At 64.0% G+C, this 19,211-nt stretch carries 17 protein-coding genes; 11 read left to right on the top strand and 6 right to left on the bottom strand.

Annotation, left to right across the window (positions count from 1 at the left end; all coding sequences use genetic code 11):
- Positions 1–4: 4 nt before the first annotated feature.
- Positions 5–1,036 (bottom strand): HesA/MoeB/ThiF family protein, encoded by a 1,032-nt coding sequence (locus AC4FS3_RS12630; protein ID WP_491020864.1) that lies wholly within the window; start codon positions 1,034–1,036, stop codon positions 5–7.
- Positions 1,037–1,094: 58 nt separating this feature from the next.
- Positions 1,095–1,550, bottom strand: a complete 456-nt coding sequence (gene dut, locus AC4FS3_RS12625; protein ID WP_491020863.1) for a dUTP diphosphatase — start codon at positions 1,548–1,550, stop codon at positions 1,095–1,097.
- A 132-nt stretch (positions 1,551–1,682) separates the two neighbouring features.
- Between dut and AC4FS3_RS12620 the strand changes: the two genes are divergently transcribed.
- Entirely contained in the window at positions 1,683–2,552 is an 870-nt protein-coding gene (locus AC4FS3_RS12620; protein WP_491020862.1) for an oxygenase MpaB family protein, read from the top strand.
- A gap of 18 nt (positions 2,553–2,570) precedes the next feature.
- On the opposite strand, the gene ychF is transcribed toward AC4FS3_RS12620, so the two are convergent.
- Positions 2,571–3,668, bottom strand: coding sequence for a redox-regulated ATPase YchF (gene ychF, locus AC4FS3_RS12615; protein WP_283178670.1), 1,098 nt, complete (start codon positions 3,666–3,668; stop codon positions 2,571–2,573).
- 213 nt (positions 3,669–3,881) lie between these two features.
- Here ychF and trpA point away from each other — a divergent pair, with 213 nt between their 5' ends.
- A complete protein-coding gene (gene trpA / locus AC4FS3_RS12610) occupies positions 3,882–4,673 on the top strand; it encodes a tryptophan synthase subunit alpha (RefSeq protein ID WP_283178671.1) in 792 nt (263 codons plus the stop codon).
- Positions 4,674–4,687: 14 nt separating this feature from the next.
- On the opposite strand, the gene AC4FS3_RS12605 is transcribed toward trpA, so the two are convergent.
- Entirely contained in the window at positions 4,688–5,620 is a 933-nt protein-coding gene (locus AC4FS3_RS12605; protein WP_491020861.1) for a DMT family transporter, read from the bottom strand.
- A 143-nt stretch (positions 5,621–5,763) separates the two neighbouring features.
- On the opposite strand from AC4FS3_RS12605, the gene ade reads away from it, so the two are divergent.
- The 7 genes from ade to AC4FS3_RS12570 all read left to right on the top strand — a co-directional run bounded on the left by ade (position 5,764) and on the right by AC4FS3_RS12570 (position 13,360).
- Positions 5,764–7,488, top strand: a complete 1,725-nt coding sequence (gene ade, locus AC4FS3_RS12600; RefSeq protein ID WP_491020860.1) for an adenine deaminase — start codon at positions 5,764–5,766, stop codon at positions 7,486–7,488.
- Positions 7,485–7,919: an arsenate reductase (glutaredoxin) gene (gene arsC, locus AC4FS3_RS12595; protein WP_491020859.1), complete on the top strand. Its 435-nt coding sequence runs from the start codon at positions 7,485–7,487 to the stop codon at positions 7,917–7,919. Before ade ends, arsC begins: the two co-directional genes overlap by 4 nt.
- A complete protein-coding gene (locus tag AC4FS3_RS12590; protein ID WP_491020858.1) occupies positions 7,916–8,554 on the top strand; it encodes a GDSL-type esterase/lipase family protein in 639 nt (212 codons plus the stop codon). The genes arsC and AC4FS3_RS12590 overlap by 4 nt, the downstream gene beginning before the upstream one ends.
- 72 nt (positions 8,555–8,626) lie before the next feature.
- On the top strand, positions 8,627–9,292 hold the full coding sequence (locus AC4FS3_RS12585; protein WP_491020857.1) for a CbiX/SirB N-terminal domain-containing protein: 666 nt from the start codon (positions 8,627–8,629) through the stop codon (positions 9,290–9,292).
- Between the two features lie 31 nt (positions 9,293–9,323).
- Positions 9,324–10,487 (top strand): alpha-hydroxy acid oxidase, encoded by a 1,164-nt coding sequence (locus AC4FS3_RS12580; protein WP_491020856.1) that lies wholly within the window; start codon positions 9,324–9,326, stop codon positions 10,485–10,487.
- Between the two features lie 70 nt (positions 10,488–10,557).
- Positions 10,558–11,970: an aspartate aminotransferase family protein gene (locus AC4FS3_RS12575; RefSeq protein WP_491020855.1), complete on the top strand. Its 1,413-nt coding sequence runs from the start codon at positions 10,558–10,560 to the stop codon at positions 11,968–11,970.
- A gap of 1 nt (position 11,971) precedes the next feature.
- A complete protein-coding gene (locus AC4FS3_RS12570) occupies positions 11,972–13,360 on the top strand; it encodes a glutamine synthetase family protein (RefSeq protein ID WP_491020854.1) in 1,389 nt (462 codons plus the stop codon).
- A gap of 168 nt (positions 13,361–13,528) precedes the next feature.
- Here the strand turns inward: AC4FS3_RS12570 and AC4FS3_RS12565 are convergent, their stop codons facing one another.
- Both AC4FS3_RS12565 and AC4FS3_RS12560 read right to left on the bottom strand, forming a co-directional pair.
- The gene (locus tag AC4FS3_RS12565) at positions 13,529–13,852 is read right to left on the bottom strand and encodes a YnfA family protein (protein WP_283178679.1); all 324 of its coding nucleotides are present in this window, start codon (positions 13,850–13,852) and stop codon (positions 13,529–13,531) included.
- The gene (locus AC4FS3_RS12560; protein ID WP_491020853.1) at positions 13,849–15,513 is read right to left on the bottom strand and encodes an NAD+ synthase; all 1,665 of its coding nucleotides are present in this window, start codon (positions 15,511–15,513) and stop codon (positions 13,849–13,851) included. Before AC4FS3_RS12560 ends, AC4FS3_RS12565 begins: the two co-directional genes overlap by 4 nt.
- 151 nt (positions 15,514–15,664) lie before the next feature.
- Between AC4FS3_RS12560 and AC4FS3_RS12555 the strand changes: the two genes are divergently transcribed.
- Both AC4FS3_RS12555 and AC4FS3_RS12550 read left to right on the top strand, forming a co-directional pair.
- A complete protein-coding gene (locus AC4FS3_RS12555) occupies positions 15,665–17,104 on the top strand; it encodes an MORN repeat-containing protein (RefSeq protein WP_491020852.1) in 1,440 nt (479 codons plus the stop codon).
- A 434-nt stretch (positions 17,105–17,538) separates the two neighbouring features.
- Entirely contained in the window at positions 17,539–19,128 is a 1,590-nt protein-coding gene (locus tag AC4FS3_RS12550) for a 2-isopropylmalate synthase (RefSeq protein WP_491020851.1), read from the top strand.
- The last annotated feature ends 83 nt before the right edge of the window (positions 19,129–19,211 follow it).

Here is a 19,211-nt window from a genome sequence, read left to right as displayed (position 1 = left end):
CGTCTCAGCCGCCGCAGCCGGCACAGCCCTTGCGCTTTTTCACCCGGATCATCCGGGTTTCGGCATAAAGCGCATCATGGATCATCAGCCGACCCATCAGCCCCTCACCCGCGCCGGTGATATGTTTCACCGCCTCCAGCGCCATCATCGCGCCGATCACACCCGGCAGCGGCGCCACCACCCCGGCCTCGGCACAGGAGGCAACCATTCCGGGTGCCGGCCGTTCGGGAAAGACGCATTCAAAACACGGGCCGCCCTGGGCCGGATCCCAGAGCGAGAGCTGCCCCTCCCATTGCGTCATCGCGCCGGTGATCAGCGGTTTCCCGAGCCGCGCGCAGGTCTGGTTCACAAGGTAGCGCGTGTCGAAATTATCGGTGCCGTCCAGCACCAGGTCATAATCGGCGATCAACGCCCCGGCCACGGCGGCATCAAGCCGGCGGTGATAGGGCCGCACCTCGATAAACGGATTCAGCGCCTTCATAGCAGTCTCGGCGGAAAACACCTTGGGCATCCCGATCCGTGCGTCAGCATGGATGATCTGGCGTTGCAGATTGCTGAGCTCAACCAGGTCATCGTCGATCACCGCGATCTCGCCCACCCCGGCCCCGGCGAGGTACAAAAGTACCGGCGCACCAAGCCCGCCTGCCCCCACCACCAGAACTTTCGCGGATTTCAGGCGCTGCTGCCCCTGACCGCCGATCTCCCGCAGAAAGATATGGCGCGCATAGCGGCTGACCTCGGCGGGCGTGAACGGCCCCTCTTCCCGAGGCGGCTCCTGCGGGGCGGTCTTGCCCGCCTCATCGCGCAAGTACCTCAGGAGATGGCGGTAGCACTGCACCAGCACCACCACCGACCCCAGCACGAGGAAATAGCGGCTGTCCCAGCCAAGCTGGAGATTGACGCGCTCGACCCCATACCAGCCGATCCCGGCCTGGAGCGCGGCCCAGAACAGCGCAATCCCAATCGTCGCGCCCCGCCCGAGCCCGGTACCGAGCAGAATGGCCAGAAGGAAGAACACCGTCGGATTGTCGAACATCTTCTGCCTCCAGGGCCTGAACTGCGCCTAAGCCTCAGGGGTTTAAGCCTCGGATGCCTCAGCCGCCGGTAGAGCCGAACCCGCCCGCGCCGCGCGCGGTCTCGTTTGAAAACGCCTCGACCACCCGGAAATCAGGGCGCAAAACGGGCACGAAGATCATCTGCGCGATCCGCTCGCCGGGGCTGATCTCAATCGGATCCGAACCCGCCGGATTGCGGTTCCAGACCGAGACCATGATCTCGCCGGTATAATCGGGGTCGATCAGCCCGGTGCCATTGCCCATGACAAGGCCCTTCTTATGCCCCAGCCCCGAACGCGGCAGCACCAGAGCCGCCAGCGACATATCGCCGAAATTCAGCGCGATCCCCGATTTCACCAGCACCGCGGGCGCCTGGGGCGCGATCAGGACCGGCGCGTCGATACAGGCCATCAGATCGATCGCAGCGGCACCTGCACTCTGATAGCGGGGCAGTCCCCAGTCATTCAGGCGGGGATCGAGAATCCTGACTTCCACTTCCGGGCTCCTTTGCGGGGGATGTTCCCTCATAGCAATCGCTCCCTGGGCATACAACATCGGGAAAGCGGGCTTGCCTGTGCTTCGGGCGCGGGTCAGGGTGCGGGCGAAGCCACCCCGACCGGATGCATGATGGCACTGGAACCGCTCAGAAAACTGATTGCCGGCAATATTCTGAAGATGACCGGCAGCGGTCAGATCCGGTTTGACGCGCCTTTGGGGGATCCCGGGCTCTTCGGGCCGGACGCGGTCTGCTGGCGGGTCCATGCCGATTTCGTGCCGATGGTGGTGGGCGGCGTCTCGGCGCTGATGCTGCAGATGCTGCACCCGCTGGCGATTGCCGGGGTCTGGGACCATTCGAATTTCCGCGCTGACGTTCTGGGGCGGCTGGCGCGCACCTCCCAGTTCATCGCCGGCACCACCTATGCCGCGCGCGACGAGGCCGAGGCGCTGATCGCGCGCGTCCGCCGCATCCATGACCGGGTCGCGGGCCAGGATGCCACGGGACGCCCCTATCGCGCCTCGGACCCGGATCTGCTGACCTGGGTGCATGTGGCGGAAGTGTCAGGCTTTCTCGCCGCCCATCTGCGCTTTACCGAACCGGATATGCCAGTGGCCGATCAGGATCGCTATTTCGCGGAAATGGCGCTGGTGGCGCGGATGCTGGGCGCGCGCGATGTGCCGGTGACGGCGGCCTCGGTGCAGGATTATCTGACCGGCATGGTGCCTCAGCTGCGCTTCGACGCCCGCGTGGCCGAGGTGTTACGGGTGATCTCGACCGCGCCGGTCAAACCTGCCGTGCTGGGGCTGTTTCGCAAAATGGTGACGCGGTCGGGGTTCGAAATCCTGCCCGCATCTGTTCAGGCGCTTTACCCGCAGGGCGCACGACCGCGCTTTCCGGCAGCGCCGCAACTCATTGGCATGGCGGCCCCGCTGGGCCGCTGGGCGATGCAGGGCGGCGTCGCGCGCCGCTCGCGCATCAGGGTGTCGGCAGCGGGCTGAGCCCGCCGCCATGATCCATCAGGCGTTGAACAGGAAGTGGAGCACGTCGCCGTCCTTCACCTCATAGGTCTTGCCTTCGACGCGGAACTTGCCGGCCTCTTTCGCACCCGCCTCGCCCTTGCCGGCGATATAGTCATCATAGCCGACGGTCTCGGCGCGGATGAAGCCCTTCTCGAAATCGCCATGGATCACACCGGCGGCCTGGGGCGCCAGCATGCCTTTGGTGATCGTCCAGGCGCGGGCCTCTTTCGGGCCGACGGTGAAATAGGTCTGCAGGCCCAGAAGCGCATAGCCCGCGCGGATCAGCCGGTCGAGGCCCGCCTCTTCCAGTCCCATTTCCTCAAGGAAGACCTGCGCATCCTCTTCGGGAAGCTGCGCCAGTTCCTCTTCGATCCGGGCCGAGATCACCACGGTGCCGGCACCCTGAGCCTTCGCCATCTCTGCCACACGGGCCGACTGGCTGTTGCCGGCGCCTGCCGAGGCCTCTTCGACATTGCAGACGTAAAGCACGGGCTTCGCGGTCAGAAGCTGCAGGAGCTTCCACTGTTTCTGGTCATCCTCATGCACTTTGACCGTGCGCGCGGGCTGCCCCGCCTCAAGCGCGGTCTGAGCCTGGGCCAGCAGCCGGTCCTGGTCCGCCGCATCCTTGTCGCCCGATTTGATCTTGCGCGCGAGGTTGGCGCGGCGGCGTTCCAGGCTTTCAAGATCTGCGAGCATCAGCTCGGTCTCGATGGTCTCGGCATCGGCGACCGGGTCAATACGGCCTTCGACATGGGTGATGTCGCCATCTTCAAAGCACCGGAGCACATGGGCAATCGCATCGCATTCGCGGATATTGGCGAGGAACTGGTTCCCGAGCCCTTCGCCTTTCGACGCGCCCCGCACGAGGCCCGCAATATCGACAAAGGTCATCCGCGCCGGGATGATCTGTTTCGAGCCGGCAATCGCCGCCAGTCTGTCGATCCGCGCATCCGGCACCGCGACCTCGCCGACATTCGGCTCGATGGTGCAGAAGGGGAAATTCGCGGCCTGGGCCGCAGCGGTTCTGGTCAGCGCGTTGAAGAGGGTCGACTTCCCCACATTCGGCAGGCCGACAATACCCATCTTAAAGCCCATTTCCGGCCCTCCATAGCTGATGGGGCCAGTTAGACGAGAGCGGGCGCGGGATCAAGGAAGATGCGGGTGAAATCGCCGCGAGAGCCGCCCGCCCGGGGCTTCGAGAGCGCAGGACACCTGAAAACCTGCGGTGAAGCATTGCCTTTCTGCCGGGCTTTCGGCAAATCATGGCCAAAAGCCCGGGCTTCGGGCCCGGTTTCGGGAGAGCTGCAGATGACCAGGATCGACGACACATTCGCCAGGCTGCGCGCTGAGGGCAAAAAGGCCTTCGTCTCCTATATCATGGCAGGCGATCCCGATGAGGCGACCTCGCTTGCGCTCTTGCGCGGCCTGCCGGGCGCCGGGGTCGACATCATCGAACTTGGCATGCCCTTTACCGATCCGATGGCCGACGGACCGACCATCCAGGCCGCCGGCCAGCGCGCGCTGGAAGCGGGGATGACCCTGACGAAGGTGCTGGAAATGGTGCGCGCCTTCCGCGAAGGCGACCAGACCACGCCCGTCGTGATGATGGGCTATTACAACCCGATCTATTCACATGGCGTCGACCGCTTTGTCGCCGAGGCGAAAGCGGCCGGGATCGACGGGCTGATCGTGGTCGATCTGCCGCCGGAAGAGGATGAGGAGCTCTGCCTGCCCGCCCAGGCGGCCGGGATCAATTTCATCCGCCTCGCCACGCCGACGACCGATGCAAAGCGGCTGCCGAAAGTGCTGCAAAACACCTCGGGCTTTGTTTACTATGTGTCGATCACCGGGATCACCGGCTCGGCCGTGCCACAGGCCAGCGATATCGCGCCCGACATTGCGCGCATCAAGGCGTCGACCGATCTGCCGGTGGTGGTGGGCTTTGGCATCAACACACCCGAAATGGCGAAATCCATGGCGGCGATCGCCGATGGCAGCGTTGTCGGCTCGGCGATTGTGAAAAGCGTGGGCGAGAAACGCCCGGTGGCCGAGGTCCTGGCCCAGGTCGCGGCGCTGGCCGCAGGCGCTCATTCCGCCTGACGGCGGTCAGGGGCTCAGCCCTGTGGCGTCATCGCCTTGCGCTGGCGGGCGCGCTCCAGTCCGAGGCGACGCTCGCGCCAGATGATCATGATCCCGGCCACGATGATCAGCACCGCCCCGGTCAGCATGGTCGAGGTCGGCATTTCCTGGAATACGAACCAGCCGATCGCCAGCGCGAAGATCATCGAGGCATAGTCAAACGGTGCCACCAGCGAGGCATCGGCCTCGCGATAGGCCGAGGTCAGAAGGATCTGCCCTACCCCTCCCATCAGGCCGGCGGCGATCAGGGTGATCGCCTCGCGCGGGGTCGGCCAGACCCAGCCGAAGGGGATGGTGAACAGCGACAGACATGTTGCGGTAACCGAGAACCAGAAGACGATGGTGGCGGTTTTCTCGGTCGCGACCAGCTTGCGGATGAAAACCTGGGCCAGGGCGGCAAAGACCGCACCGGTCAGCACGATGACCGCACCGAAGGCCTCGGCATGGCTGCCCTCGCCGGGCACGCCGCCTTGCAGGATGGTCAGACGCGGCCAGATGACTATCAGGACACCCACAAGCCCCATCAGCACCATCGAGATGCGGAACAGCCGCACATTCTCGCCCAGAAACATCGCGGCAAAGACCACGGTCAGCAGGGGCGCTGCATAGCCGATGGCGGTCACTTCGGGAAATGGCAGATAGGCGAGACCGGCAAAGCCCAGCCCCATCGCCATCGTGCCGGCAAAGCCGCGCCAGACATGGCCCATCGGATTGGCGGTGTAGAACCCGGTCCGCAATTCGCCCCGCATCGCCAGCCAGGCCACGATCACCGGGATCGCAAAGAAGGACCGGAAGAAGACTGCCTCGCCGCCCGGCACCCTGTCGGAGGTGGTTTTGACCAGCGCCGACATCAGGATGAAGATCAGAACCGATCCCAGTTTAAGGGCAATACCGCGCAAGGGGCGCATGGGCTTTCCTCTCTCTGCCCCCTGTTCTGACCATGGACCGCCCGACGAGGCAAGCCCGAAGCGCCAACCGGCAAAAGGTTACGGGTCGGGTGCTCTGGACCTTGGTCACGGGATCGGCTTTCCTGCGCGCAGGAGGTGCCGCTATGTCAGACGCTGAGACCAGGGCTAAGTCGGGCCATCAGATTGCAGACCGGATCGACCAGGGGCGCGGGCTTGTGCCGGCTGATCTGGTGCTGAAGGGCGCGCGGTTCTTTGACCTGATCACCGGCGATCTGGTGGAAAGCGATGTGGCGATCTGCGGCGACACAATTGTCGGCACATTCGGCACCTGGCAGGGCAGGCGCGAGATCGACCTTGCCGGTCAGATCCTGGTGCCGGGGTTTATCGACACCCATCTCCATATCGAAAGCTCGGTGGTCACGCCCTTTGAATTTGACCGCTGTGTCGGCCCGCATGGGGTGACGACCGCGATTTGTGACCCGCATGAGATCGCCAATGTCTGCGGCATTGAAGGCATACGCTATTTCCTTGATGCGTCAGCGCAGACCCTGATGGATATCCGCGTGCAGCTTTCCTCCTGCGTGCCTTCGACCCATATGGAGACGGCAGGCGCAAAGCTCGAAGCCGCAGACCTGATCCCGCTGATGGATCATCCGCGCGTGATCGGGCTGGCGGAATTCATGAATTTCCCCGGTGTCCTGATGAAAGACCCGGGCTGTATCGCCAAGCTTGCGGCATTTCAGGGCCGCCATATCGACGGCCATGCGCCGCTTTTGCGCGGCAATGATCTGAACGGCTATATCGCCGCCGGGATCCGCACCGAACACGAGGCGACCTCGGCCGAAGAGGCGCTGGAGAAGCTGCGCAAAGGGATGCGGGTGCTGATCCGCGAAGGCTCGGTCTCAAAAGATCTGCACGCGCTGGCAGAGATCCTGACCGAGAGGCATTCGCCTTACCTGTGTTTTTGCACCGATGACCGTAACCCGCTGGATATCGCCGAACATGGCCATATCGACTACCTGATCCGCACCGCGATCAGCCTCGGCTGCCCGCCGCTTGCGGTTTATCGCGCGGCGAGCCTCTCGGCAGCGGAAGCCTTCGGGCTGAAGGATCGCGGGCTGATCGCGCCCGGCAAACGCGCCGATATCGCGGTGATCGACGGGCTCGAGACCTGCCGCGTCGCCCGGGTCTTCGCCGGCGGGGTGGAACTGTCGGAGACGGCCTTTGCCGCAAGGGAGACCACGCCCGCGGTCGCGCGCCATTCGGTCAAAGCGCCACGCGTCTCGCCCGCCGATTTCCGCTGTTCGGGGAACCGGGTCGAGACCCCGGTGATCGGCATTCTGCCCGGCAAGATCATCACCGAATTCCTGAAATACGATATCGCCCCGGAAGATGGCGACAAGCGCCCCGATCTCACCCGCGACCTGATCCGTATCGCGGTGATCGAACGGCATGGCAGGAACGGCAACCGCGCCACCGGCTTTGTCAAAGGCTTTGGGTTGCAGCGCGGCGCGATTGCCTCGACCGTCTGCCATGACCATCACAATATCGCGGTGGTCGGCGCCGATTACGCCGATATGGCCCTGGCGGCGAACCGGCTTTCGGACATTGAGGGCGGGTTCGTGGTGGTCGAGGGCGGCCGCGTTCTGGCCGAACTGGCGCTGCCGCTCGCGGGTCTGATGAGCCTTGAGCCTTTTGAAGCCGTGCGCGACGCGCTGGTGCGGCTGCGCGCGGCGGCGCAAAGCCTCGGCGTCGTGCTGGAAGAGCCGTTTTTGCAGCTCGCGTTCCTCGCACTGCCGGTGATCCCGCATCTGAAGATCACCGATCACGGCATGATCGATGTCGACCGCTTCGAGGTGATCCCGTGACCAGCGCTGTCAGCACGATTGACCACAACCCGGCCTGCGGCACCTCGCGCAATGTGCTGGCGATCCTGCGCGCCGCCGGGGAAGATCCCCTGGTGGTGGAATATCTGAAAACCGGCTGGGCCGAGGCACAGCTGCGCGCGCTTTTCGCCGATGCCGGGATCACCGCGCGGGACGCCCTGCGCGACAAGGGGACGCAGGCTGCGGAGCTGGGCCTGACCGCGCCGGGTGTCGGCGAAGACGTGATCATCGCCGCGATGATCGCCCATCCGATCCTTGTGAACCGCCCCTTCGTGGTCACCTCAAAGGGCACAAAGCTTTGCCGCCCTTCAGTCACGGTGGCCGCGATCCTGCCGCGCCTGCCTGCGGCGCCGGTGGTCGCAGTGGATGGCAAGGTGATATTCGATCCTGCAAATACAGAGGTGAGGGGATGACAAAGACCCTGCTGCTTTACGGTGATTCCAACACCCATGGCACGATGCCGATGGCGGAGCCGGGCGCGATGGGGCGTTTCGCGCATCGCCACCGCTGGACGAGCCTGCTCGCCGCCGATCTGGACGGCTGGGAGGTGATCGCCGAGGGCCATCCGGGGCGCACCACGCTGCATGACGACCCGATTGAAGGCGCGCATCGCAACGGGCTGACGGTGCTGCCTTCGATCCTCGAAAGCCACAGGCCAATTGATGTCGTGCTGCTGATGCTCGGGACCAATGATCTGAAACAGCGGTTTTCGGTCAATGCCGGCGATATCGCGCTGTCGCTGGAGCGGCTGGTGCGGGTGATCCGTGCGAGCGGCGCCGGGCCGATGGGCGGTGCGCCTGGCGTGGTGCTGGTCGCGCCCCCGCCCATCCGCGAGACCGGCGCTCTGGCGCAGATATTTGCCGGGGGCGAGGCGAAATCGCAGCATCTGGGCCGCGAAATCGGGGCAGTTGCGGCGCGAAATGGGCTGCCATTCGTCGATCTGGCGGGCAAGATCGGGGTCTCTGCGGTGGATGGGATCCATTACGAGGCCGAGGCGGCGCCTGTGATTGCACGGTTGTTCGCGGATGTGATCCGGGCGCATTTCTGAGAGGGCCTGCCTGTGGCTGACGCCGAATTTCAGCATTTGGATCAAGGGGAAAGGGGCAGCGCCCGCTCTCTGATGATCCTTGCGCATGGCCAGCCCTCTGATCCTTTGCCGGCGGCGGAGGAGGTCGGGGCGCTGGCGGCGCGTGTCGCGGCGCATCTGCCGGGCTGGCGGGTTTCGGCGGCGACTTTGGCCGAGCCTGGCGCGCTGGAGCGGCTGGCGGGGGAAGTTCCCGGGCTGGTCTTTCCGCTTTTCATGGCGGCGGGCTGGTTCACGAAAGTCGCGGTGCCCGCGCGGCTGGACGCGGCCGGCGTGACCGGCTGGCAGCAAATGGCACCGATGGGAACGATGCCGGACGTACAGGATCTCGCAGTCCGGATCGCGGCGGAAAGCGGCGCGGCGGAGGTCCTGGTGGCCGCGCATGGCTCGGGGCGTTCCCCCGCGCCGGCGGAGGTGGCACGCCAGGTGGCAGCGCGGATCGCGGAGATAAGTGGCGCGCGGCGGGTGGAATGCGGCTTTATCGAAGAGGCACCCTTTCTGCGCGATGTTACGGGCTGGGGCGCGGGCGCCATCTGCCTGCCGTTTTTCGCGATGGCGGGCGGCCATGCTCTGCAGGATCTGCCCGAGGCCCTGGCGCAGGCGGGCTTTGCGGGGCAGATCCTTCCGGCGCTCGGCCTGCATCCGGAAATCCCGTCCCTGATCGCCCGCGCCGCGCTTGAGGCGGCGGATCTGCAACATTAAGCCAGACCATATTGCGATGAAGGAACCCGCCATGCCGGTCATCACCTGTATCGAGGATCTCAGACGCCTGCATCAGGCGAGGGTGCCGCGCATGTTCTGGGAGTATTGCGAAAGCGGCAGCTATACCGAGCAGACCTTCCGCGACAATTCTGCCGATTTCGCGCAGATCCGGCTCAGGCAACGGGTGGCGCGCGATCTGTCCGACCGTCGGCTGGGCGGTGAGATGATCGGGCATGAGGTGGCGATGCCGCTGGCGATCTCGCCCACCGGATCGGCGGGGATGCAATGGGCCGATGGTGAGATTCTGGGCGCGCGCGCGGCGCAGCGCTTCGGGGTGCCGTTCACGCTGTCGACCATGTCGATCTGTTCCATCGAAGACCTCAGCGAGGCGGGCGTCGGGCCGTTCTGGTTCCAGCTTTACGTCATGCGCGATGAGGATTTCGTGGATGGCATTATCGAACGGGCCAGGGTGGCGGGCTGCCCCGCCCTGGTGGTGACGTTGGATCTGCAGGTCATCGGACAGCGCCACAAAGATCTGAAAAACGGGCTGACCGCCCCGCCCCGGCTGACCTTGCCCAATATCCTCAATATGATGACCCGCCCGGCCTGGTGCCTGGCGATGGCGCGCACCAAGCGCCGCACCTTCCGTAACATCATGGGCCATGTGAAAGGCGTCGACGATCTCGCCAGCCTCAACGCCTGGACCTGGGAACAGTTCGAGCCGCGTCTCGACTGGTCGATGGTGCGGCGGATCCGTGACCAGTGGCAGGGGAAATTCGTCCTCAAGGGCATTCTCGACGCCGAGGATGCCCAGATGGCGGCGGATATGGGCGCCGATGCGATCGTGGTCTCGAACCATGGCGGGCGGCAGCTGGATGGCGCGCTGTCTTCGATCCGGATGCTGCCGTCGATCGTGCGGGCGGTCGGGGATCGCTGCGAGGTCTGGCTCGATTCGGGCATCCGTTCGGGCCAGGACCTGCTGAAAGCGCTGGCATTGGGGGCGACCGGCGGCATGATCGGGCGGCCCTGGCTTTATGGCCTCGGCGCGATGGGCGAAGCGGGCGTGACAAAGGCGCTTGAGGTGATCCGGGACGAGCTGGACATCACCATGGCGCTTTGTGGCGAGCGGGATGTGGCGGATCTGGGCCGCCACAACCTGCTGGTGCCTGCGGATTTCGAAGGCGCCTGGGGCTGATCCCGCGCCGCCCTCTTGCTTTTTGATCAAATTCCGCGTGATAACGGAGCCGGATCAGGAGGGCGCCGATATGCCGAAAACCAAAGCCGATGCGGGACAGATTGCCGGGGTCGATACCGGGCTTCTGAAACGCTTTGCCACCCGTGAGGCGAAGGCTTACGCAAAGGCGCATCCGAAATCGAAGGCGCGGATGGCGGCTGCGGCAAAGCATTATCTTTCCGGCGTGCCGATGCATTGGATGACCGACTGGCCGATGCCGCATCTGACGGTGATCGCGAAAGCCGGCGGGGCGAGGATCCTGGATATCGACGGTCATCAGATCGACGATTTCTGTCTGGGCGATACCGGCTCAATGTTTGGCCATTCCCCTGCCCCGGTGGCGCGTGCGATTCGCGCTCAGGCCGCGCGCGGGCTGACCTATATGCTGCCCTCGGATGCCGTTGCCGAAGCCGGGCGGCTGCTGTCGGACCGCTTTGGCGAGATGCAGTGGCAGATCGCGACCACCGCGACCGATGCCAACCGCTTCGCCATCAAAGTGGCGCGGGCGGTGACCGGGCGGCCGAAAATCCTTGTGTTCAACGGCTGTTACCATGGCACCGTCGATGATGTCATGGTCGAGCTGGTGAATGGCGTTACGCAAAACCGCCAGGGGCTTCTGGGCCAGATCGCCGATCTGACGCAGGGAGCGGTAGCGGTCGAATTCAACGAGCTGGCAGCGGTCGAGGCGGCCCTCGCGCAAGGTGATGTCGCCGCGATCCTGACCGAGCCGGTGATGACCAATTCCTGCATGGTGCTGCCCGCGCCGGGCTTTCATGACGGGCTGCGCCGGCTGGCGACGCAATATGACGCGCTTCTGATGATTGACGAGACGCATACGCTCTCTTCGGGCCTGGGCGGCTATACCGGCGTGCACGGCCTCTCGCCAGATATGTTCATTGTCGGAAAATGCGTGGCAGGCGGCATGCCGACGGCGGTCTGGGGCATGAGCGACCAGGTCTCGAAACGCTACGCCACCGCCAATGCCGCCCGCGCGCCCGGCCATTCCGGCATGGGTACCACGCTTTCGGCCAATCCGATGCAATTCGCCTGTCTGGTGGCGACCCTATCGGAGGTGATGACTGCCAAAGCCTATGCCAGAATGGAAAAAGGCGCGGCGCGGCTGGCGAAGGGGCTGACAAAGGCGATCCGCAAAGCGCAGGCCCCCTGGCATGTCGCGCGGGTCGGCGCCCGCGTCGAATTCATCTGCGCCCCCGAGCCCCTGAAGAACGGCACCGAGGCCGGCATGGCGCATCACCACGCCGTCGAGGCGGCGGTGCATCTGGGCCTTCTGAACCGGGGCAGCCTGATCGCCCCCTTCCACAATATGATGCTTGTGAGCCCGGTGACGACGAAAGGGCAGATCGACCGCCTGATCGCCCATTTCGCCGCCGTACTGGCCGAACTTTTCCCTGCCCCGCAAAAAACCGCCGCGAAAGACCTTTGAGATGACCGAGACCAGCCCTTCCGGCTCCACCCTGGCAGAGGCCGAAACCTTCCTCGCCGCCCATCCCGAAATCGAAGCCTTTGACATCATCCTGCATGACGCCAACGGCATCGGGCGGGGCAAGATCATCCGGCGACACGAGCTGGAAGGACTGTACAAATCCGGCCGCCATCTGCCGATCTCGATCCTCGGCCTCGATATCTGCGGCGAGGATGTGCATGAGACCGGGCTGATCTGGGATCAGGGCGATGGCGATCTGCGCGCCTGGCCGATCCCCGGCACGCTGGTGGCCCTGCACGGGACCACTCCGCCCCGCGGCGAGGTCTTCATGTCGATGTATACGCTGGACGGCGCCCCAATGACCTCGGACCCGCGCCATGCGCTGGCAGCTCAGGTCGAAGCGCTGGCCGCCGAGGGCCTTTACCCGGCGGGGGCATTCGAACTGGAGTTTTTCCTGCTGGAGAACACACGCGACCAATATGGCAAGATGCAGCCCGCCCACGATGTGCTGGACGGTCGCGCGTCCCGCAAGACAGAGGTCTATTCGGTCGACCATCTCCACGGCATGCTGCCGTTGTTTTCCGATATTTACGCAGGCGCGAAGGCGGCGGGGATCAATGCCGAGACGATGATTTCGGAATATGCGCCAGGGCAATATGAGCTGACGCTGCATTACCGCGAGAATGTCATGCAGGCCGCCGATGACGTGGTGCGGCTGAAGCGGATCGTGCGCGCCCAGGCCCGCGCCCATGGCGTGACCGCCTGTTTCATGGCCAAACCGAATGAGAATTACGCCGGGTCGGGGATGCATTTCCACGTCTCGATGCAGGACGCCTCGGGCAAGAACATCTTCCGCGAAGAGGTCGAGGGACAATGGAATGCGGCGATCCGCCACGCGCTTGGTGGCCTGAAAGAAACGATGGCGGAATCGATGCTGGTCTTCGCGCCGCATGCCAATTCCTGGCGCCGCTTTGCCTCACAATCCTACGCGCCGGTCTCGCCGACCTGGGGGGTGAACAACCGCTCGGTCGCGCTCCGGATCCCGGCAGGTGACATCCGTGCGCGCCGGATCGAGCATCGCCCCTCGGGCGTCGACGCGAGCCCTTATCTGGTCGGCGCCACCGTGCTGGCGGGGATTCGGCACGGGATGAAAAACCAGATTGACCCCGGCCCGGAAACCACCGGAAATGGCTATGAAGAGGCCGGAACCAGCGCGATCCCCTCTGACTGGAAATCGGCCATTGATGCGGCGAAGGGTTCGGACTTCCTGAAAGAGGCGCTCGGGGAAGACATGCACCGCACCTTTACCGCGATCAAGGCGGCGGAATATGGCCGGGTGATGCGGACGGTCTCCGAAGTCGATTTCGATCTCTATCTGCACACGGTGTGACGGCCGCATCCGGGCAAGGGGGGCGCTGCCCCCGTCCCGTTCCGGGCCTCCCCCGGGATATTTTGAGACAGATGAAATCAGCCGAGGTTTTTCATCTGTCCTTAAATATCCCCGCCGGAGGCTTCCGCAATCAGCCAGAGACGCAGTGGCGGAACAGGGGAGTGGTCCTCAGACCGGCCGCGCGCCCCAGAGGATGACTGCGGCGCCGGCCAAAGCGAGGGCGGCCCCAATCAGGTCGGTCGCGCGCGGCGCCTCGCCCTCGGCGAGCCAGAGCCAAGCGAGCGAGGCACAGATATAGATGCCGCCATAGGCCGCGTAAGAGCGGCCCGCATGTTCAGGTGGCGTCAGGGCGAGAAACCAGGCGAAGGCAATCAGCGCCAGCGTGCCGGGGATCAGCCAGAGCGCTGCCGCGCCCTGTTTCCACCAGGCCCAGAAGGCAAAGCAGCCGGCGATTTCGGCCAGTGCGGCTCCGATATAAAGCGCGCCCGTCATGCGCCGGAGCTGTCGCGCCAGCGGTTCACCATCGGATAGCGGCGGTCGAGCCAGAAGGCTTTCTGGGTCAGCCGCACACCTGGCGCTGCCTGGAACCGCTTCCACTCAGAGATACAGACGAGGTGTTCGACCCGCTTCACCGTCTCGCGCGCGAAGCCTTTCTCGACCAGATCTGCGACCGAAAGGTCATTCTCGATCAGCCCTTCGAGGATCGCATCCAGCACCTCATAGGGCGGCAGGCTGTCATCATCGCGCTGATCAGGGCGCAGCTCGGCGGATGGCGGCTTGGTGATCACCCGTTCCGGCATGACCGGGCCGGACGGGCCTTTCATCCAGGGCCGGTGGTTCTCATTGCGCCAGCGCGCCGTCAGGAAAACCCGCGTCTTATACATGTCCTTGATCGGGTTATAGCCGCCATTCATATCGCCATAGATGGTGCAATAGCCGACAGCGACCTCGGATTTATTGCCCGTGGTCAGCAGCATCGCGCCGAATTTGTTGGATATTCCCATCAGCATCAGCCCGCGCAGGCGGGACTGGATGTTTTCCTCGGTCACGTCCGGCCCGGTGCCCGCAAAGACATGCGCCAGCGCCTCGCCCACCGCGCCGCGCGCGGCTACGATGGACACGGTGTCGAGCCGCGCCCCCAAAAGCCGTGCGACCTCGGCCGCGTCTTCCAGCGAATGCGCGCTGGTATATTCCGAGGGCAGCATCACGCAATGCACATTTTCCGGCCCAAGCGCATCGGCGGCAATCGCCGCGACAATCGCAGAATCGATACCGCCCGACAGGCCCAGAACGGCTTTGGAGAACCCGGATTTGCGCATGTAATCGCCAAGACCCATGACGCAGGCGCGGTAATCTGCCTCGCCGATCGGGGGAATGGCCGCGATCTCGCCCGGGTCGGCCTCCCACCCGTCTGTGCCCCTGCGGAAGGTCACCAGCGTGCTGACCTCATCAAACTGCGGCATCTGCACCGCGAGCCGTCCGCCCCGGTTCAGGACCATGGACGAGCCGTCAAACACCTGATCGTCCTGGCCGCCAACCATATTCAGATAGATCAGCGGCAGCCCGGTCTCGACCACACGTTCAACCATGAGGTTCAGCCGCAGATTGGGCTTGCCGCGATGATAGGGCGAGCCATTCGGGACCAGCAGGATCTCGGCCCCGGTCTCGGCCAGCGTCTCGGCGACATCGGGGTGCCAGGCATCCTCACAGATCGGCGTGCCGATACGGACGCCTTTCACCACATAGGGGCCGGTCACATCTGCGGCTGCAAAGAGCCGCTTTTCATCGAAAACCGCGTCATTCGGCAGGTGGTGCTTGAGCACCCGGGCAGAAACTTTACCGCCTTCAAGGATGTAATAGCCGTTGAAAAGCTGACCATTCGCCAGAACCGGCCCGCCGATCCCGAGAGCGGGGCCATCGGCGCAGTCAGTTGCCAGCGCCTCGATGGCGCGGATGGCGTCGTGGTGAAAGGCAGGTTTCAGGATCAGGTCCTGGGTCTGATAGCCGGTGATGAACATCTCGGTCAGCGCGACCAGATCGGCCCCGGCAGCCTTGCCCTCCTCCCAGAAAGCGCGGGCCTTTGCAGCATTGCCGGCGATATCGCCTAAGACCGGATTGGCCTGCACCAGGAGGAACCGGAATGTGTCGGTCATCGTCATGTCCTTATCGCGCCTCTCGCCCCACCGCTTCTAACAGATCGGGGCGGGCTGGAAAGCCTCACGCAGATGCGCGGCCTGATGTCTGGACATGGGCGGCTTCCCCTGCTTAGGCTGCGGGCGCAAACGACACCGGAGACATCCTGCAATGCGCAAATTCACGGCATCCCTTTACGCCGCCACACTTGCCGCGCCGCTCGCCACCTGTCTGGCCCTGTCCTCCGGCCCTGCCCTCGCCCAGTCTGATGGCGAGGTCATTACCAAGCAATATGACAACGGATCAGTTTATGAAGGCACCTTCAGAAACGGCCGTCAGCATGGCAAGGGAACCTACCGCCTCCCCAACGGATATGAATATTCCGGCGACTGGGTCGATGGCGAGATCAGGGGCCAGGGCCGGGCGCGCTATCCGAATGGGTCAGTCTATGAGGGCGCTTTCGAGAAAGGCCAGCCTCAGGGACGCGGCAAGATCACTTTTGCCGATGGCGGCACCTATGACGGTGACTGGATCGAAGGCAAGATGACCGGCGAGGGTGTGGCGACCTATCCCAATAACGCGATCTATACCGGCGCCTTCCTCAACGGGCAGCGGAACGGCAAGGGCGTTTTGCAAAACGAGGGCGGCTACCGCTATGAGGGCGACTGGGTGAATGGCGTCAAGGAAGGGAGCGGCAAGCTCACCTATTCCGATGGCACCGTTTATGAGGGCGCGATGCGTGCGGATGAGCGTTCCGGTCTGGGCACGCTGACCATGCCGAACGGGCTGATCTATGCCGGTGGCTGGGCGCAGGGCCAGATCAATGGCGAGGGCAAGCTGACGCAACCGAATGGCGATGTCTATGAGGGCGCCTTTATCAACGGCAAACGTGAGGGCAAAGGCATCGCCACCCATAAGGCGGGTGATGTCTATGAGGGGGATTTCAAAGCCGATAAGCGCGACGGCCAGGGCAAATTCTCGACGCCGGACGGCTTCCGTTATGAGGGATCCTGGGTGGCCGGCAAGATGGAGGGGACCGGTTCGGTGACCTATCCCGATGGCTCGGTCTATGTCGGCGCGATGAAGGCGGATCAGTCACATGGCGAGGGCGCGATCACCTATCCCGACAAATCCACCTATCAGGGCGCCTGGGTGAATGGGGTGATCGAGGGCAAAGGCCGCGCGGCTTACGCCAATGGCCAGGTTTATGAAGGCGATTTCGTCAAAGCCCGTCCGGAAGGCCAGGGCGTGATGACCCGCCCCGATGGCTACCGCTATGAAGGATCGTGGAAAGCGGGCCTGCGCGACGGCAGCGGCACCGCGACCTTCGCCAATGGCACTGCCTACAAAGGTGACTTCAAAGCCGATAAGCGCGATGGTAAGGGCGAGCTCACAACACCCGAGGGGTACCGCTATAGCGGTGACTGGGTGAACAATCAGAGCGAAGGCCAGGGTGTCGCCACCTATGCCACCGGCGATGTCTATGACGGCGCCTTCAAGGCCGATAAGCGCCATGGTCAGGGCAAGATGACCTACAAGACCGGCCAGATCGCGGAAGGCATCTGGCAGGATGGTATCCTGACAGATCCTGCACCTGCTGCCGCGCCCTGAACTGGGCCGGGCAGAGGGGGCGCTGCCCCCTCGCCGCTGTGCGGCTCACCCCCGGGATATTTAGAGACAGATGAAATCAGCGAAGGTTTTTCATCTGTCCTTAAATATCCCCGCCGGAGGCATCCGCAATCAGCCAGAGACCCGACGAAAAATTGAGGCGCGGGTCAGAAAAATGCGCTCTGGCCCTTTTCAGGGCGCGTATCTTGCGTATAGTCCGGCATCATGAACACGGGATTGCATCAGATACTCCTGCCGCAGCCGGGCTCCTGCCCGCTTCTGCCGCATGGAACAGCCCCCGGCCTCCTTCTTCTCAGTCTCGTCTGAGCGGGCCTTCGGGCGCGACCGCTCGGATGTGACCAAGCGCCCGGCCTGAGAACCGGCCCGATCCTGCATTTCGGGCCATGGCTGAGACGACAAGACCAAGGAATATTCCCATGGCACAAACTGCTGACACATCCGCCCAACAACCCCGCGTCATGATTTTCGACACCACCCTGCGCGATGGCGAGCAATCGCCCGGCGCCACCATGACCCATGCCGAAAAGCTGGAGATCGCGGCGCTGCTCGACGAGATGGGCGTTGATATCATCGAGGCGGGTTTCCCGATTGCCTCGGAAGGCGATTTCGCTGCGGTTTCCGAGATCGCGAAGAACGCGAAAACCTCGACCATCTGTGGCCTCGCCCGCGCCAATTTCAAAGATATCGACCGCGCCTGGGAGGCGGTGAAACACGCGAAATCGCCGCGCATCCATACCTTTATCGGCACCTCGCCTTTGCACCGCGCCATTCCCAATCTGGATATGGACCAGATGGCCGAGCGCATCCACCAGACCGTGACCCATGCGCGCAATCTGTGCGACAATATCCAGTGGTCGCCGATGGATGCGACCCGCACCGAGGCGGATTATCTCTGCCGCGTGGTCGAGATCGCGATCAAAGCCGGGGCCACCACGATCAATATTCCCGACACTGTCGGCTATACCTATCCGATGGAATCGGCCAAGATCATTCGGATGCTGCTGGAGCGTGTGCCCGGCGCCGATGAGATCATTTTCGCGACGCATTGCCATAACGATCTGGGCATGGCGACCGCGAACTCTCTCGCCGCTGTCGAGGCCGGCGCGCGCCAGATCGAATGCACGATCAATGGTCTCGGTGAACGTGCCGGCAATACCGCGCTGGAAGAGGTGGTGATGGCGCTCCGGGTCCGCAACGACATCCTGCCCTATCGCACCGCGATCGACACGACAAAGATCATGCATCTGTCGCGCCGCGTCGCCACCGTTTCGGGCTTTGTGGTGCAGCCGAACAAGGCCATCGTCGGCAAGAACGCCTTCCTGCATGAAAGCGGCATCCACCAGGACGGCGTGTTGAAAAACGTCGAAACCTTCGAGATCATGCGCCCCGAGGATATCGGGCTGAACGCCAAGAACATCGTCATGGGCAAGCATTCGGGCCGCGCCGCGTTGCGCTCGAAACTGGCGGAGCTGGGCTATGATCTGGCCGATAACCAGCTCAATGACGTCTTTGTGCGGTTCAAGGCGCTGGCCGACCGCAAGAAAGAGGTCTTTGACGAGGATATCCTGGCGCTGGTCGCGGATGAACAGACGCTCGACGCGCATGACACGCTGGCGCTGAAGAAGCTGCGGGTGGTTTGCGGCACCGATGGGCCGCAAGAGGCGGATATGGTGCTCTCGGTCGATGGGGTGGATCACCGTGTCGATGCGACCGGCGATGGCCCGGTCGATGCGGCCTTCAATTGCGTGAAACAGCTCTTTCCGCATAAGGCGCGGCTGCAGGTCTATCAGGTGGCGGCCGTGACGGCGGGCACCGATGCCCAGGCCACGGTTTCGGTCAGGCTGGAAGAAGACGGGCGGATCGTCACCGGCATGTCGGCCGATACCGACACCATCGTTGCCAGCGTGAAGGCCTATATCAATGCGCTGAACCGGCTGATCGTGCGCCGCACCAAATCGGCGCCGAATGACGATCTGAAATCGGTCTCCTACAGCGACGCGCCGTAACGGCATCGTCGGACAGGGGCAGGGAAAGGTGGCACCGCCGCCTTACCCTGCCCTCCCCGCGACCTCATCCGTCCTCCCGCCCC

Source organism: Pseudogemmobacter sp. TB195 (assembly GCF_058313095.1).
The sequence above is the reverse complement of the archived record's forward strand: the minus strand, read 5'-3'. Positions and strand labels throughout refer to the sequence as shown.

Coding starts and splice junctions, on each gene's coding strand:
- AC4FS3_RS12590 (WP_491020858.1), top strand. CDS start 7,916: ATGACAAAGACCCTGCTGCTTTACGGTGATTCCAACACCCATGGCACG.
- ychF (WP_283178670.1), bottom strand. CDS start 3,668: ATGGGCTTTAAGATGGGTATTGTCGGCCTGCCGAATGTGGGGAAGTCG.
- AC4FS3_RS12560 (WP_491020853.1), bottom strand. CDS start 15,513: ATGACCGACACATTCCGGTTCCTCCTGGTGCAGGCCAATCCGGTCTTA.
- AC4FS3_RS12605 (WP_491020861.1), bottom strand. CDS start 5,620: ATGCGCCCCTTGCGCGGTATTGCCCTTAAACTGGGATCGGTTCTGATC.
- AC4FS3_RS12585 (WP_491020857.1), top strand. CDS start 8,627: ATGATCCTTGCGCATGGCCAGCCCTCTGATCCTTTGCCGGCGGCGGAG.
- AC4FS3_RS12630 (WP_491020864.1), bottom strand. CDS start 1,036: ATGTTCGACAATCCGACGGTGTTCTTCCTTCTGGCCATTCTGCTCGGT.
- AC4FS3_RS12555 (WP_491020852.1), top strand. CDS start 15,665: ATGCGCAAATTCACGGCATCCCTTTACGCCGCCACACTTGCCGCGCCG.
- AC4FS3_RS12580 (WP_491020856.1), top strand. CDS start 9,324: ATGCCGGTCATCACCTGTATCGAGGATCTCAGACGCCTGCATCAGGCG.
- trpA (WP_283178671.1), top strand. CDS start 3,882: ATGACCAGGATCGACGACACATTCGCCAGGCTGCGCGCTGAGGGCAAA.
- AC4FS3_RS12550 (WP_491020851.1), top strand. CDS start 17,539: ATGGCACAAACTGCTGACACATCCGCCCAACAACCCCGCGTCATGATT.
- AC4FS3_RS12575 (WP_491020855.1), top strand. CDS start 10,558: ATGCCGAAAACCAAAGCCGATGCGGGACAGATTGCCGGGGTCGATACC.
- AC4FS3_RS12620 (WP_491020862.1), top strand. CDS start 1,683: ATGGCACTGGAACCGCTCAGAAAACTGATTGCCGGCAATATTCTGAAG.
- AC4FS3_RS12565 (WP_283178679.1), bottom strand. CDS start 13,852: ATGACGGGCGCGCTTTATATCGGAGCCGCACTGGCCGAAATCGCCGGC.
- AC4FS3_RS12570 (WP_491020854.1), top strand. CDS start 11,972: ATGACCGAGACCAGCCCTTCCGGCTCCACCCTGGCAGAGGCCGAAACC.
- ade (WP_491020860.1), top strand. CDS start 5,764: ATGTCAGACGCTGAGACCAGGGCTAAGTCGGGCCATCAGATTGCAGAC.